Source organism: Rhodococcus sp. MurmanLake-1 (assembly GCF_056945715.1).
Map to the genome: position 1 here is coordinate 704,785 of NZ_JBWZNF010000001.1, position 14,696 is coordinate 719,480.

The 14,696-nt window shown below is 64.3% G+C and carries 15 protein-coding genes; 4 read left to right on the forward strand and 11 right to left on the reverse strand.

Features of this window, described 5'->3' with window-relative positions; translation table 11 throughout:
• Positions 1–8: 8 nt before the first annotated feature.
• The 7 genes from cobA to mqo all read right to left on the reverse strand — a co-directional run bounded on the left by cobA (position 9) and on the right by mqo (position 7,850).
• Complete coding sequence (cobA, locus tag AC2ETI_RS03160) at positions 9–1,235, reverse strand: uroporphyrinogen-III C-methyltransferase (protein WP_483633559.1); 1,227 nt, start codon at positions 1,233–1,235, stop codon at positions 9–11.
• Positions 1,232–1,645: a cobalamin biosynthesis protein gene (locus tag AC2ETI_RS03165; RefSeq protein WP_021333008.1), complete on the reverse strand. Its 414-nt coding sequence runs from the start codon at positions 1,643–1,645 to the stop codon at positions 1,232–1,234. Before AC2ETI_RS03165 ends, cobA begins: the two co-directional genes overlap by 4 nt.
• On the reverse strand, positions 1,629–3,005 hold the full coding sequence (locus AC2ETI_RS03170) for a cobyrinic acid a,c-diamide synthase CobB (protein WP_483633560.1): 1,377 nt from the start codon (positions 3,003–3,005) through the stop codon (positions 1,629–1,631). Before AC2ETI_RS03170 ends, AC2ETI_RS03165 begins: the two co-directional genes overlap by 17 nt.
• Entirely contained in the window at positions 2,999–3,613 is a 615-nt protein-coding gene (gene cobO, locus AC2ETI_RS03175) for a cob(I)yrinic acid a,c-diamide adenosyltransferase (RefSeq protein ID WP_019748043.1), read from the reverse strand. Before cobO ends, AC2ETI_RS03170 begins: the two co-directional genes overlap by 7 nt.
• Before the next feature lie 21 nt (positions 3,614–3,634).
• Positions 3,635–5,599: a magnesium chelatase subunit D family protein gene (locus tag AC2ETI_RS03180; RefSeq protein WP_483633561.1), complete on the reverse strand. Its 1,965-nt coding sequence runs from the start codon at positions 5,597–5,599 to the stop codon at positions 3,635–3,637.
• A gap of 224 nt (positions 5,600–5,823) precedes the next feature.
• Positions 5,824–6,300, reverse strand: coding sequence for a GNAT family N-acetyltransferase (locus tag AC2ETI_RS03185; protein ID WP_003942808.1), 477 nt, complete (start codon positions 6,298–6,300; stop codon positions 5,824–5,826).
• Positions 6,301–6,311: 11 nt separating this feature from the next.
• Positions 6,312–7,850 carry a malate dehydrogenase (quinone) gene (gene mqo / locus AC2ETI_RS03190; protein ID WP_483633562.1) on the reverse strand — a complete coding sequence of 513 codons (1,539 nt, stop codon included), beginning with the start codon at positions 7,848–7,850 and terminating at the stop codon, positions 6,312–6,314.
• 146 nt (positions 7,851–7,996) lie between these two features.
• Here mqo and AC2ETI_RS03195 point away from each other — a divergent pair, with 146 nt between their 5' ends.
• Positions 7,997–9,046: an alpha/beta hydrolase gene (locus tag AC2ETI_RS03195; protein ID WP_483633563.1), complete on the forward strand. Its 1,050-nt coding sequence runs from the start codon at positions 7,997–7,999 to the stop codon at positions 9,044–9,046.
• Positions 9,043–10,419, forward strand: a complete 1,377-nt coding sequence (mtr, locus tag AC2ETI_RS03200; protein ID WP_483633564.1) for a mycothione reductase — start codon at positions 9,043–9,045, stop codon at positions 10,417–10,419. Before AC2ETI_RS03195 ends, mtr begins: the two co-directional genes overlap by 4 nt.
• A 77-nt stretch (positions 10,420–10,496) precedes the next feature.
• On the opposite strand, the gene AC2ETI_RS03205 is transcribed toward mtr, so the two are convergent.
• Both AC2ETI_RS03205 and AC2ETI_RS03210 read right to left on the reverse strand, forming a co-directional pair.
• Positions 10,497–11,042, reverse strand: coding sequence for an alpha/beta fold hydrolase (locus AC2ETI_RS03205; RefSeq protein ID WP_003942671.1), 546 nt, complete (start codon positions 11,040–11,042; stop codon positions 10,497–10,499).
• Between the two features lie 210 nt (positions 11,043–11,252).
• Complete coding sequence (locus tag AC2ETI_RS03210) at positions 11,253–11,714, reverse strand: PPOX class F420-dependent oxidoreductase (RefSeq protein WP_060939574.1); 462 nt, start codon at positions 11,712–11,714, stop codon at positions 11,253–11,255.
• Positions 11,715–11,835: 121 nt separating this feature from the next.
• Between AC2ETI_RS03210 and AC2ETI_RS03215 the strand changes: the two genes are divergently transcribed.
• Complete coding sequence (locus AC2ETI_RS03215; RefSeq protein ID WP_269577321.1) at positions 11,836–12,705, forward strand: PhzF family phenazine biosynthesis protein; 870 nt, start codon at positions 11,836–11,838, stop codon at positions 12,703–12,705.
• An 88-nt stretch (positions 12,706–12,793) separates the two neighbouring features.
• Positions 12,794–13,219, forward strand: a complete 426-nt coding sequence (locus AC2ETI_RS03220) for a DUF6069 family protein (RefSeq protein ID WP_483633565.1) — start codon at positions 12,794–12,796, stop codon at positions 13,217–13,219.
• Here the strand turns inward: AC2ETI_RS03220 and AC2ETI_RS03225 are convergent.
• Positions 13,216–14,049 carry a GAF and ANTAR domain-containing protein gene (locus AC2ETI_RS03225; RefSeq protein ID WP_019748033.1) on the reverse strand — a complete coding sequence of 278 codons (834 nt, stop codon included), beginning with the start codon at positions 14,047–14,049 and terminating at the stop codon, positions 13,216–13,218. The two genes, AC2ETI_RS03220 and AC2ETI_RS03225, sit on opposite strands and share 4 nt — an antisense overlap.
• A 76-nt stretch (positions 14,050–14,125) precedes the next feature.
• Positions 14,126–14,695 (reverse strand): RNA polymerase sigma factor, encoded by a 570-nt coding sequence (locus tag AC2ETI_RS03230; RefSeq protein ID WP_021333021.1) that lies wholly within the window; start codon positions 14,693–14,695, stop codon positions 14,126–14,128.
• Position 14,696: the final 1 nt, after the last annotated feature.

A 14,696-nucleotide genomic window follows, 5' to 3' on the forward strand; every position in this document is an offset into this window, starting at 1 on the left:
ACTTCACGTTACCCAGCGTCGACGGAAAAGCCCGCGACCGGCCCGATCACGATGATCGCCGGAGGCTTGATCTCCTCGTCTTTGACGCGCTGAGCAACGGTCGCCAGATCGGCCCGAAGTTCACGCTGGGTGCGCAGAGTGCCCTCTTGGATCACGGTGACCGGCGTTGTTGACGGGCGTCCACCGTCGACGAGCGCCTTCGCGAACTGATCGATGCGCTCGACCGCCATGAGCAGCACGATCGTGCCGCGCAACTTGGCCAGTGCCGACCAGTCGACCAGCGAATCCGGATGATCGGGAGCCACGTGCCCACTGACGACGACGAACTCGTGGGTGACGCCGCGGTGGGTCACCGGGATGCCTGCGGCCGACGGGACCGAGATCGCGCTCGTGATTCCGGGCACTACGGTCACCGGAACGCCGGCAGCGGCACACGCTTCGAGTTCTTCGTATCCCCGCCCGAAGACGTACGGGTCCCCGCCCTTGAGGCGGACCACGAACTTGCCTGCCTTCGCGTTGTCGATCAGCGCGGCGTTGATGGCCTCCTGAGCCATGGCACGGCCGTACGGGATCTTCGCGGCGTCGATCACCTCGACGTCGGGACCCAGTTCGGCGAGCAACTCCGGCGGAGCCAATCTGTCGGCCACGACGACGTCAGCGCGTGCGAGCAAACGGCGTCCGCGCACGGTGATCAGGTCGGGGTCACCGGGGCCACCACCGACGAGAGCAACGCCCGCAGCGGCCGGATCGGCCGTATCGGCGAGCACGCCCGACTGAAGACCTTCGACGACCGCGGTGCGGACTGCTGCCGAACGACGGTGATCGCCGCCGGCAAGAATTCCGATACTCATACCGTCGTACTCGGCGCTGGCGGGAGTTACCGCGGTGCCGTGCTTCGCGTTGTCGGCGCGCACGCAGAAGATGTGGCGACGCTCCGCTTCGGCGACGATCGCCGCATTGGTTTCCGGCTCGTCGGTCGAGGCGATGGCATACCACGCACCTTCGAGGTCGCCGTCGGCGTACGGGCGCTCTTCGACCGTGATCTGCCCGGCCGTGGCCATACCTTCGACGGCTGGAGTGAACGCGCGACTGATGACGTGAACACGGGCACCAGAGGCGACCAGCAGTCCGAGTCGGCGCTGAGCCACAGTGCCGCCACCGAACACGACCACGCGTCGATCGGTCAGGTTGAGGCCGACCAAGTAGTTGGTCTCGTCTGCGGTGGACTCGCTCACTCGCACTCCGTTTCGTCGTCAGAATTGGTCAAGCTGGAGGGAACTTTACGGGCCGCCGCCACGGTCACTCCATCCCTGGCAGTCTTGGCCACTAGGAGCGGGCCGCCCCCGGAGGCGAGGATCGCCGCCGCTTCCGCGACGCTTGCCGTCCCGATCGCGTGCTCGACGCGAGTCGACGGTGACGGAACCTGAACTCGCCCAAGTACGTCCGGGTCGAAACTCACAATCGGGACGTTCAGTTCATCGGCGGCAGCGAGCAGAGCTGCAGACGCCGCCTTGCCGGTCGCAGTGGCGAGGACCACGATCCTCGCTCGCTCCTGCAGCACCGCGTTCACCGCAGCGACGATGTCCTTCGCGGTGGCGCTCGACGTGAATCCAACGCCTATACAAAGGTCATCCCCGTGCGGCATCGACGAACTTCGCGATCGATTCGGGCTGCCCCACCGGATGAGTGTGCAGATACGACGCGTGGACGCCGCCGCGAACAAATCCTTCGCGGACACTGCCGCCGTCCCAGGGCCGCCACCCCCACGCACTTCCGCAACCGTCCGCGTCTGCCGAGACGAGAGACGTTCGGTGGAACTCGTGACCGGTGACGCGGGAGCCTGCTTCGAAGAGGCTGGAGTCGCTGATCGCCACTGCTTCGCGGTACCCGAGGGTCAGGCGTTTCCCGAATGTGGCATCCACCCCGACAACACCGGCCATGCTGTGACCGTCCAAGCTGCGAGCGAGGTAGAGCAGACCGGCACACTCGGCGTGGATCGGTGCGCCGCCGTCCGCCAGGTCACGAACCTGCTGCAGCAGAACGGTATTGGCCGCGAGGTCCACCGCATGCTCTTCCGGGAACCCGCCAGGAAGGACAAGAGCAGCAGTTCCCGCGGGAAGCTCGTCCCGCAACGGGTCGAACACCCGCACGTCCGCGCCGGCAGCAGTCAGGAGTTCACGGTGCTCGGCATAGCCGAAGGTGAAGGCAGGGCCGCCCGCCATGGCAACCACGGGACGAGACTCGGCATGTGCGCCGACCTCGGCAACCGGATCCCATGCAGCTGCACCCACGTTCGAGGCGGCCAGTGCACGAACAGCGTCCAGTTCGACGTGCGAGGCAATCAAGTCGGACATCGCGTCCACTGCGGCCACAGCGGCGGCGCCGTGCTCGGCCGCCGGAATCAGACCGAGGTGCCGGGAGGGAACTTCGAGTTCCGTCAACCGTGGCACAACTCCGAGCACTGCGACGCCGACCTTGTCGCACGCATGACGCAACACCTGCTCGTGACGAGCGCTCCCGACGCGATTGAGAATGACGCCGCCGATGCGCACACCTGCGTCGTAGGTCGCGAAGCCGTGGAGTACGGCGGCCAGACTCTGACTGTGCCCACGGGCGTCGATCACGAGGATTACCGGCGAACCGAGGATCGACGCTACCTGCGCCGTCGATCCCTCCGCCGACGGCTGCGAGTTGGCCTCGTCGATCTTTCCGTCGAACAGACCCATGACGCCTTCGACCACGGCGATGTCACAGCCGGCGGTTCCATGCCGGTAGAGCGGTCCGATGCGATCCGGGCCGACCAGAACAGTGTCGAGGTTGCGTCCGGGCCGCCCTGCCGCGAGTCCGTGATAACCCGGGTCGATGTAGTCCGGCCCCACCTTGAAGGGTGCAACGCTGCTACCGGACCGCCGCAGCGCGCCGATCAATCCCGTTGCCACCGTGGTCTTTCCGCTACCCGAGGCAGGAGCGGCGATCACCACGGCCGGAGTGGAAGGACTTACCATTCGATGCCCCGTTGACCCTTTCGGCCGGCATCCATCGGGTGCTTGATCTTCGTCATCTCGGTCACAAGGTCGGCGGCGTCGATCAGCGCCTGCGGGGCGTCACGCCCCGTGATGACGACGTGCTGGTTGCCTGGGCGATCGCGCAGTGTCTGCACCACCTCGTCCACGTCCACCCAACCCCACTTGAGCGGGTACGTGAACTCGTCGAGGACATAGAATCGATGCTCCTCGCCTGCAAGCCTTCTCGCGATCTCCTGCCAACCCTCCGCAGCGGCAGCAGCATGATCTTCCTCGCTACCGGCCTTGCGTGTCCATGACCAACCTTCGCCCATCTTGTGCCACTGCACCGGCCCACCGACGCCGGTTTCGTCATGCAGGTTTCCGAGCGCGCGGAACGCGGCTTCCTCGCCGACCTTCCACTTGGCACTTTTCACGAACTGGAACACGCCGATGTCGAAACCCTGATTCCAGGCACGCAGCGCCATGCCGAAAGCGGCGGTGGACTTACCCTTTCCAGGGCCGGTGTGCACGGCAAGTACCGGCGCGTTACGACGCTGACGCGTGGTCAGACCGTCGTCGGGAACTGTCTCGGGCACACCCTTGGGCATCGTGAACTCCTGAGCTGGGATCTATGCTGCGGCGCGGACGACACCCGCGACCTGCTGCGCTGACAATTCGGCAAGGCGGACGTAACCGCCACGTAGTTCTCGGGCCAACTCGGCTGCCAGCCCCAGACGCACGAGGCCGGTCTCGCAGTCGACGACGATGGAAGCGACGGACGCGTCGGCAAGAAGATGCGCGGCGACGCGGGCGCGGTGCAGCGCGTCCTTGCCTCCGGTAGCCCGGCCGTCGGTGAGCGTGACGACGAGGGCGCGGCGCTGCGGGTCACGAAGTCGTTCCCGCAGAACCACTTCGCGAGCACGCAGGAATCCCTCTGCGAGTGGGGATTTGCCGCCGGTACGCATCGACTGCAGGCGACGGACGGCGATGTCCACCGAAGAGGTCGGCGGCAGTACGAGCTCTGCTTCACGACCACGGACAGTGATGACGGCGACCTTGTCGCGGCGCTGATAGGCGTCGCGGAGTAACGAGACAACCGCACCGGTGACCGCGGAGAGGCGGTCGCGTGCTGCCATCGACCCCGACGCGTCGACAACGAAGACGATCAGATTGCCTTCTCGCCCTTCACGAATCGCGCCGCGGAGATCAGCAGGTGCCAGCCGCAGCCGTCCAGCAGTGCGGCCGCGCGCAACTTGAGACTCGGCTGCGGCGAAGACCGTGCTCGTCAGGTGCAATCCGTGGCCACGTTCCCGCGTGGACCGCACGACTCGTCCACGGGACGACATGGACCGCGAGCGGCGTCCCGGTGCACCTTCGCCAACACCAGGAACCTCAAGGAGCTTGGCCTTGAATTCGCCGGCCGGTGGCGCCGAGGGGCGATCGGTAGCGCGTACTCCCCCGCCAGGTCCGTCAGGGTCTTCCGGGCCGTCGTCGTCCGGACCCTCGTCTTCAGGACCGCCGTCTTCGGGGCCACCATCTTCCGGGCCATGGTCTTCGTCAGGGCCACGGTCTTCGGGATTCTCGGGAGGTTCGGGCTCTCCGTCGCGCGCGTCGTCCTCGACCTGCGACTGGGCGTCCTGATCGGCCTGCTCGAGTGCATCGTCCAACTGCTGCTGATCCAAGCCGGGCTCGTCGAACGGATCGCGGCGGCGGCGATGCGGCAGCGTCAGTTCCGCAGCCACTCGCACGTCCTCCGCAGTGACCTCACTGTCGCCTCGCCAGGCAGCGTGGGCGGTCGCGGTGCGCGCCAGCACCAAGTCCGCGCGCATACCGTCGACGTCGAACGACGCACACAGTGAGGCGATTCGACGCAGCTCGCGGTTGCTCAGCTCGACCGAGTCCAGTTTCTCACGCGCCGTGCGGATTTCGGCCGCGAGCTCCTCATCGGCGGATGAGTACCGAGCGACAAACGCCTCGGGGTCGCGCTCGTAGTCGAGCCGGCGACGCACCACTTCCATGCGTACGTCGACGTCGCGGGAAGCTGCGACATCGACCGCCAGTCCGAAACGGTCCAACAACTGTGGACGCAGTTCTCCCTCTTCGGGATTCATCGTGCCGACGAGTACGAATTTAGCCGGGTGCGAATGGGAAATTCCGTCACGCTCGATGTGAACGCGACCCATCGCCGCGGCGTCGAGAAGCACGTCGACCAGGTGGTCGTGAAGCAGATTCACCTCGTCGACGTACAGAACTCCCTGGTGAGCCGCGGCGAGCAGTCCAGGTTGGAAAGCGCGCTCACCGTCGCGGAGAACCTTCTCGAGGTCGATGGACCCGATCACTCGGTCCTCGGTGGCGCCGACGGGCAGTTCCACCAAGCGGGCCGGTCGTGTCGTTCCGGCGTCGTCGACCGCGGGCAGCAGCGCAGTCAGCGCGCGCACGACCGTCGACTTGGCAGTTCCCTTCTCACCGCGGACCAGGACTCCACCGATCCCCGGATGCACAGCACACAGAATCAGCGCCAACCGCAATTGATCCTGGCCGACCACAGCACTGAACGGGAAGCCCGCCACTGGTCGATCTTCTTCACTTCGCACGTCGATATCCCTCCACCTCTCGGTTTCCTCGCCGAGAATTTGGCTGCACTCGAATGTCGCGGCAACCTGGCTGAGATCTCCCGGTCAGTCGGTAGAGGAGAGATCTTTCACAGTGGCGGGACCGCGCCTGGATCGAACAGGACTTCCCCGCGAACATTCGGTATCGAAAAAACCCTAGTCGGCTCGCTTTTCCACGAGCCGACCAGGGTCAAATCTCCGACAAACTAGCTGACAGCCACGAAAGGCTCTCCCCCGCCACGGCGCATCGGGGTGTGCGGGATGCCGTCTTCGATGAACTCTTCGCCGTCAGCCTTGAATCCGTGCTTGGCGTACATCTCGACCAGGTAGGTCTGGGCGTTGATCCGACACGGCGCTTCGCCGACCTCGGCCAGTGCGGCCTGCAGGAGGCGGGTCGTGTGGCCCTGGCCGCGAGCCTGACGCGACGTGCAGAGGCGTCCGATTCGGAAGCTCTTGTTTCCGTCGTCGTGCTCTTCGAGCAGACGGAGTGTGCACACCACCTGGCCGTCCTGCTCGAGCCAGAAGTGGCGTGTTTCCGTCAGCAGGTCCCGCCCGTCCAACTCGGGATACGGGCAGGCCTGCTCGACGACAAAGACCTCCACTCGAAGCTTCAACAACTCGTAGAACGTCTTGTTGTCGAGGTCGAGTGCCCATGAACGCTTCAAAGCTGCTGTTGCCGTCATGGGTTGGACTATCACACAGTCGCGACGGTATCCGCGACCGGAGCCGATTCGGAAGCACCAGCGGAATCGAGCTCGAGAACCTTCGAGGACCAATCCCAGACCTGGTTGAACAGGCCTTCGTTGTCAGTGAGTTTGACGCCGATGGACGGAACCATCTCACGAAGCTTGCCCTTCCAACCCTGGAACTCGGTCGGGAAGCAGCGCTCGAGGACGTCCAGCATCGCCGGGACGGCCGTGGACGCACCGGGCGAGGCGCCGAGCAGGCCGGCGATGGAGCCGTCCTCAGCGGCGACCACAGCGGTACCGAATTCGAGGACGCCGCCCTTGCCCTTGGCACGGCGGATCACCTGGACGCGCTGGCCCGCGGTGATGAGCTCCCAGTCCTGAGCCTGCGCCTTGGGCGCGAATTCACGCAGATCCCAGATGCGACCGGCTTCGTTCTTGGCGAGTTCGCTGACCAGGTACTTGACCAGGCCGAGCTCGGTGACGCCGACGCCGAGCATCGAGAGGATGTTGTTCGGCTTGACCGAGCCGGGCAGGTCCGTGACGCGACCCTGCTTGAGGAACTTCGGCGACCATCCGGCGTAGGGGCCGAACAGCAGACCCGGCTTGTTGCCGATGACACGGGTGTCGAGGTGCGGCACCGACATGGGCGGGGCGCCGACGGCAGCCTTGCCGTAGACCTTGGCGCTGTGCTGGTCGATGAGTTCGGGGTTGGTGCATCGCAGGAAAGCACCGCTGACCGGGAAGCCACCGAAGCCCTTGGCTTCCTTGATGCCGGACTTCTGCAGCAGGTGCAGGGCGCCGCCACCGGCACCGACGAACACGAAGCGCGAGCGAACGGTGCGCTTTTCACCGGTGCGACGGTTGGTGACCTTGACGGTCCAGGACTTGTCCGAGTTCTGGGTCAGGTTGGTGACCTCGTGGCCGAAGTACATCTTGCCGCCGGTCTTACCGATGTAGCCGATGAGCTGCTTGGTGAGCGCTCCGAAATCGACGTCGGTGCCGTCCTGGCTCCAGTTCAGGGCGATGGGATCGGAGAAGTCGCGTCCCTTGGCCATGAGCGGCAAACGCTCGCTGAACTCGGCCGGATCGTCGATGTACTCCATGCCGCGGAAGAGCGTGTGGCCGGCAAGTGCGTCGTAGCGAGCACGCAGGTACTTGGCGTTGGCCTCACCGTGAACGAAGCTCACGTGTGGGATGGGGTTGATGAATTCCTTGGGCTGAGTCAGGACGCCCTGCTCGACCGCATGTGCCCAGAACTGGCGGGACACCTGGAACTGCTCGTTGACGTTCACGGCCTTCTTGATGTCGACCGTGCCATCGGAGTTCTCCGGGGTGTAATTGAGCTCACACAGGGCGGAGTGACCGGTTCCCGCGTTGTTCCAGGGGTCGCTGCTCTCGGCTGCGACGGCATCGAGCCGCTCGAAGGTCGAGATCGACCAATCGGGCTGCAGCTGGCGCAACAATGCACCCAGCGTGGCGCTCATGATGCCTGCGCCCACGAGCACTACATCCGTCTTCGTCTCTACCGCGTTCTGATTCGACACTGGAGAATCGACTTCCTTGTCATTAGCCGTGCGCGCATCCGCCTGCTGTGTTACGCCGAATAGGTTACCCGTGCGTACTCGCGCGGTTCACCACCCCCAATTGTGCTCTACAACGCGCACCCGAAACGACGATTAGATTGTGATTTGTGACTACTTGGGTTCCAGACGTCCTCGGTGACGGATATCAGCAGCTGACGATCCCGCTCGGAACGGATCCGGACGGCGAAGGCGAGGTGGACGCATCACTGGTCCGCTACCAACCGCGGAAGGAGGCGGTGAAGACACGTCGTGCCGTCTTGTACGTGCACGGATTCACCGACTACTTCTTCCAGAAGCACCTGGCCGAGCATTTTGCCGAGCAGGGCTACGCATTCTTCGCACTCGACCTGCGCAAGTGCGGGCGATCCCTCAAGCCGGGACACACGGCGCACTACGTCTCCGACCTTGCGCTCTACGACGCCGAACTGAACGAGGCGCTGCGCATCGTCCGCAGCGAGACCGACGGGAGCGAGGTGCTGCTCATGGCGCACTCGACCGGCGGTCTGATCGTTCCGCTGTGGCTGAACCGTTTGCAGCGCAAGCCCGGTGGCAGCGACGGCGCCGGAATCTGCGGGCTGGTGCTCAACAGTCCCTGGTTCGATCTTCAGGGCCCCTCGGTGGTGCGCAACGTGGGAACCACCGCGATCGACGCCCTCGGACGGGTATCGGCGAAGACGGTGATCCCGGGAACCGGACTACCGACTTACGGTTCCAGCCTTCATGTTTCGGCAAACGGAGTGTGGGACTACAACCTCGACTGGAAGCCGCTGGCCGGCTGCCCCGTCACCTTCGGCTGGATGCGGGCCGTCCGAGCGGGTCACGCGAAACTTCACCGCGGCCTCGACATCGGAGTGCCTGCGCTGATTCTGCGCTCGAAGAAGTCGCAGTTCGCCAAGGCGTACAACCCGAGCGTCGACCTCGCCGATTCCGTTCTCGACGTCAAGCAGATCGCACGCTGGGCGGGTTGCCTCGGCGATCGCACCACCATCGTCCCGATCGACGGCGCCCGTCACGACGTGTTTCTTTCGACCGAGAAGCCCTTGGCCACAGCCTTTTCCGAACTCGACCTGTGGCTGGAGTGGCTCGACGGCCACCTCACCCCCACCGCAGAAAGTTCGGCAAGCACAGCAAGCAACACACAGGAGATCGCGCAGTGACGCACTACGACCTTGCAATCATCGGCAGCGGATCCGGAAACTCGCTGCCCGACGAGCGGTTCGACGGCAAGAAGATCGCAATCCTCGAAGAGGGAACCTTCGGCGGAACGTGTCTCAATGTCGGGTGTATCCCGACCAAGATGTTCGTCTACGCCGCCGAGGTGGCACGCACCATCACCACTGCCGAGAAGTACGGCGTCGACGCCACGCTCGACGGCGTCCGTTGGTCCGACATCGTCAAGCGCGTCTTCGGCCGCATCGATCCCATTTCCGCAGGTGGTGAGCGGTACCGCAGCGAAGACAGTCCCAACACCACCGTCTACCGCGGCCACGCCACGTTCACCGGCGACAAGACGATCGACACCGGAACCGGCGAGACGATCACCGCCGACCAGGTGGTCATCGCTGCCGGTTCGCGTCCGATCATCCCGGAAGAGATCGCGTCGAGCGGTGTGAAGTACTACACCAACGAAGACATCATGCGACTGCCCGAACTTCCCGAGCACCTGGTGATCGTCGGCTCCGGATTCATTGCCACCGAGTTCGCACACGTGTTCTCCGCGTTGGGTTCTCGCGTGTCGATCATCGGTCGCAGCCAGAGACTGCTGCGGCACCTCGACGACGAGATCTCCGAGCGCTTCACCGAGTTGGCCGAACAGAAGTGGGACGTCCATCTGGGCTCACCCCTCACGTCGGTACGCGGCGACGGCGACAACATTGCCGTCGAACTGGCAAACGGCACAGTCGTTTCCGGTGACGTCCTTCTCGTCGCGGTGGGTCGTCAGCCGGACGGTGACCTACTCGGTCTCGACAAGGCCGGCGTCGAACTCGACGACAAGGGCTCGGTCGTGGTCGACGAATACCAACGCACCACCGCCGAGGGCGTCTTCGCGCTCGGTGACGTCTCGTCGCCGTACCAGCTCAAGCACGTCGCCAACCATGAAGCGCGCGTTGTTCAGCACAACCTGCTCCAGGACGCTTGGAAGGACACGTCCGAGCTTCGCAGCACCGATCACCGCTTCGTGCCGGCAGCCGTGTTCACCGACCCGCAGATCGCCGACGTCGGAATGACGGAGAAGCAGGCTCGCGACGCCGGACTCGACATCACCGTCAAGGTGCAGGCATACGGCGACGTCGCGTACGGCTGGGCGATGGAGGATCAGGAGGGCATCTGCAAGGTGATCGCCGAGCGCGGCACCGGACGCATCCTGGGTGCCCACGTCATGGGCACGCAGGCTCCGACCGTCATCCAGCCCCTCATCCAGGCGATGAGCTTCGGTTTGTCAGCTCAGGACATGGCGCGTGGCCAGTACTGGATCCACCCGGCCCTGGCCGAAGTGGTCGAGAACGCGCTGCTCGGCCTCGACATCTGAGCCCCGCAGCCCTTACAACGCCGAAAAGGCGGGCACTCCGCGCAGTGGGAGTGCCCGCCTTTTCGTAGGTCAGAGTTTCACCAGGGGCTGGTACGCAGCACGATCTCGGTTGCGAGTTCGGCCGGTGCCGACTTGACGACGTCGTCGACACCCGGAAGTTCCGTCACGCGGAAGTCGGAGTACACGAAACGACCGCTGGCGTCGGCGATGGCCCGACCTCCACTGCCCACGACGACGGTGGTCGGAACCTCGACCGGCGGTACGCCGGCAATATCGCTCGCCGACGGATGGCCACGGTCCACGGCGATTAAACTCGCGAAGCGGCCGAACTGACGTGCCGCCAACAGCCACGCGAGATCGGCGCCCTCCCGGTGACCGACCAGGTTCACCCAGGCGATGTTCAACTCGTCCAGAAGTACCACAGCCGAGGTCTCGTCGAGATTCTCGATCGATTCCACCGCGACGGTCCGCAGATCCGAATGGTGCAGTCGCTCACACACATCGTCGTACAAGTCGACGGGGTCGCCCTTGCCGGGGAGCAGGAGTACCGCATGCTTGCTGACCGGCCCGTCGATCCGAACGGTGCACGAACCACTGCCCACCGCTACTCGAGTCAATTCCATGTCTGGAAACGGTACGCGATCCACACTGTGGAGGACCCTGGAGTCGACAGAAGTATGACCACTCATACATTCTCACCACCGCCGGCGAGTCCGAATTGTTCGCTCTGCACCGCCTCTCCCCTGAGCGAAAGTGGCTTTCGGCGCATCTGAGGCGACGGACGTACCGTTCGCTCGGGTTGGGGGTGGGCCAAACTCGAGTGGGGCGCGGGGCTAGGTGCCGGACGGCTTGGGGAGCCTCGTCATTCCGTAGACGTGATCAGCGCGCACCGTGAGGATCTGTCGACGCTCCGCAACCATTGCTTCGCGGTACTCCTCCCAATCAGGATGCTCCTGGCCGCTGATGTCCCGGTACAGCTCGACCAGTGCGTCAGACACTTCGTCGTGAGGATCGGCCGCGACGGGTGTCACCACGGCAAGTCCTTCGATCACGGCGTAGCTCCAGAAGTCGGGCGCGCTGACGTGGAGGGAAACCCGCGGATCGCGGATCGCATTTTTACTCTTGGCGCGATCGGCTGTGATGGACACGGAAGCCGTCTTCGACTCGACGTCCCAGCAGTAAATGATGTTGGACAACTGTGGGCGGCCGTCACGCTTGACGGTTGCCAGCACGCCTTGTTTTCCCTGGGCCACGAGTGCGAACAACGCTTCGGCGGTGTCTGTGTCATTGCTCATATCTGCACCAACGACGCCGTGCGGCCGGTTTGTTCCGGAGGCAGGCCAGTTCGAAGATCGCGGACCGCAATCGCGCGATGTCTCTTCCCCCGATGGACGACAGCGGACAAAGATGGTCGACATGGCAACTTCTCACGACATCCTCCGACTGACTGCGTTCAGTTCGGATCCGGCCGGCGGTAATCCCGCCGGCGTGCTGCTCGACGCCCGCGGGCTCGACGACCCCGAATTACAATCCGTTGCAGCCGAAGTCGGGTATGCCGAGACGGCGTTCCTCATCGAACCGGAACTCGGAGGCAACCCGCGCCACAGCCGGATCCGGTACTTCTCCCCTATCGCCGAAGTACCGTTCTGCGGTCATGCCACTATTGCGACGGCCATCGCTCTCACCGAGCGAGACGGCGACGGAACCTTCACATTCGAAACACCGATCGGACCGGTATCCATCGACACGGCGACCGACGAGGACGGAAGGTCGACCGCGACCTTCACCAGCGTCGAACCGTCGGTCTCGCCGATCGATCACGCCGTGCTGACAGCGCTGCTCGGGCTCATCGGCGTCGATTCGTCTGCGCTCGACGCGCGGTATCCCGCAATGCTCTCGTACGCCGGCAACACTCACCCGATCGTCGTACTTCGTGATCAGTCGACATTCGACGAGTTCACCTTCGATCCATCCGCAATGCGAATTCTGATGGACGCGCAGGGGTGGGCCGGCACGGTGACAATCCTGCACCCCCTCGGCGACAACACCTTCGAAGCCCGAAATCTGTTTCCGGTGGGAAACATCGTCGAGGATCCTGCAACCGGGTCCGCAGCGGCGTCGACCGGCGGTTACCTGCGCAAACTCGAACCCGCGGCCACTCCGCGGCGGATCACCATCCACCAGGGCCGACACGTCGGGCGTCCCAGTGTGCTCGAGGTCGACATCCCAGTCGACGGCGGTATCTCGGTCACCGGCACCGCAGTGCCCGTCGTCGACGGGCAATAGTCAACCTCAGCGATGAGTTTCTGCCGGCCGGCGGGTCTATTCACCAGAGCGACGTCACAAGACCATCGCATCGAGCCGGGAGAACACCATGTCTGCAATCACGTCAACCGCACACAACCTCCACGTCACCAAGCCACGTGCCGTACTCGGCGCCACGGTAATTTCTCTCGTCGTCAATCTGATCCTGTGGTTGATCGGCCTCGCATTGGGCGGATCCTTCGAGATGACAGATCAGGGAAAGCCGGCGAGCGTCGCGCCTGGTGGGGTCATCACATTGACGGTGGTGCCACTGCTGGTCGGTTTGTCGGTCGCAATGTTGATCTCGCTGAAGTGGGAGCCGATCATCCGCATCGCCCAGATCGTGGGTGCAGTCGTGGCGCTCGGCACCATCGCTTTGACCATTGCCGCGGACTTCGACGCCGCCAGCACGGTCATGCTCGCGCTGATGCACGTGGTTGTCGCCGCGGGCGTCGTCGTCGCGCTCGAGGCTGTACGTCGGTCCCCCTCGAACTAGACAGCGGTAGGCGGCGCCGAATACGTCTCGACGATCTCGGCTGCCACGTCGCGCAACCGGGTATTCGTCGTCTGAGACTGCTTGCGCAGCATGTGAAATGCGGTGTCGGCGTCGATCCGATGGATGGCCATCAGCATGCCTTTGGCCTGTTCGATCGGCGCCCGGGTCTCGAGCGCACGTTGCAAGGCATCAGCCACCGCCTTGGCGGACTTGAAACGAGAGAAGTCGCCGATCGCGCGTGAGACCGTTGTCGTGAGAATCTCCATGACATCCGCGTCGACCCGGTCGAATGCCGCTGAGGCGCGTCCGTACAGGTTGAACGAACCCAGTCGCTGATCCGGCGTGAAGAGCGGCGCCGCGAGAAAGGACTTGATCCCTTCGTCCTTCGCCGCCGCCGCGAACCGCGGCCAGCGTTCCGCGCTGGTCTCGGCATCGACGACAACGGTTTCACCGGTTCGAGCGGCGTGCAGACATGGTCCGTCGCCGGCGTCGTATTGCTCGATGTCGACACGCAGAGTCCGCGAATCGGTATGAACGGCGGTGTAGGTCTGCCCGGCCAGATCGATGGTGACGCCGATGCTGTCGGCGCCCTCGATGGCGTCGTTCGCGATTTCGACGGCGCGCTGGAGCAAAACCACGAGTTCGTCCTCGTCGCCGATACTTCCTCCGAGCGCTGCCAGCAACTCCCGGACCGCGCTTGCAGTCAGCCGAGTTTCCGCAGCCTCGACGGCGACGTCAGCACCCGTTGCCGTCGCATCGTCCGGCATTACCGACGGCACCGAATCCTCGGTTCTCGGGTCGAAGCCTCTGGGGTCGAAAGCGGTATCCACGACGAAGCATTCTTCCAGCTACCCGGGCCGTCAGGAGAGTGAGTTCGGTGACAGAACCCGGCAAACCGCCGAGTCGTCATCGCCATCGGTCGAGCGCGAGACCCAGATTCCGCCTCGCCCGAGTGTGTTGGCCACGAACCGCGTCCGGACTCAGTTCCAGGACAACTGCGATCTGTGGATACGTCATGCCCTCGACTTCCCGCAAGACCCAGGCGGCGCGCTGACGCAGCGGTAGACGATCGAGTTCGGCTTCAAGAGCGTCGAGAAATGCTGTGCCGCATACTTCCTCGCTCGGATCGCGCAATCGAGTATCGACTTCGTCCCGAAGTCCGTCCACATCGGCGGCGCAGGAGCCGACTTTTCGATGGACATCCGAGATCTTGCGAGAACAGATCGCGAACAACCAGGTCTTGATGCTCGAGCGCCGCTGAAACCCCGGAAGTTGGCGCCAGGCGGCAACGCAGGTTTCCTGGACGATGTCGTCGACGTCACTCTCACTGGTGACGAGTCGACGGGCAAATCGATACAAGTGCGGGCCGTATCGGCGAACGATGACGTCGAAGGCCGCATGATCGCCGAGCATTGCCGAGTCGACCAGCACCTCGTCACTGAAGTCGGTAAGCAAGCCGTCGAATTGATCTGTCACC

Bases quoted from the DNA above. Each gene is read 5' to 3' on its own strand.
- AC2ETI_RS03165 (WP_021333008.1), bottom strand. From the start codon at position 1,645: ATGCCGCACGGGGATGACCTTTGTATAGGCGTTGGATTCACGTCGAGC.
- AC2ETI_RS03170 (WP_483633560.1), bottom strand. From the start codon at position 3,005: ATGGTAAGTCCTTCCACTCCGGCCGTGGTGATCGCCGCTCCTGCCTCG.
- cobO (WP_019748043.1), bottom strand. From the start codon at position 3,613: ATGCCCAAGGGTGTGCCCGAGACAGTTCCCGACGACGGTCTGACCACG.
- AC2ETI_RS03185 (WP_003942808.1), bottom strand. From the start codon at position 6,300: ATGACGGCAACAGCAGCTTTGAAGCGTTCATGGGCACTCGACCTCGAC.
- AC2ETI_RS03205 (WP_003942671.1), bottom strand. From the start codon at position 11,042: ATGGAATTGACTCGAGTAGCGGTGGGCAGTGGTTCGTGCACCGTTCGG.
- AC2ETI_RS03210 (WP_060939574.1), bottom strand. From the start codon at position 11,714: ATGAGCAATGACACAGACACCGCCGAAGCGTTGTTCGCACTCGTGGCC.
- AC2ETI_RS03215 (WP_269577321.1), top strand. From the start codon at position 11,836: ATGGCAACTTCTCACGACATCCTCCGACTGACTGCGTTCAGTTCGGAT.
- AC2ETI_RS03220 (WP_483633565.1), top strand. From the start codon at position 12,794: ATGTCTGCAATCACGTCAACCGCACACAACCTCCACGTCACCAAGCCA.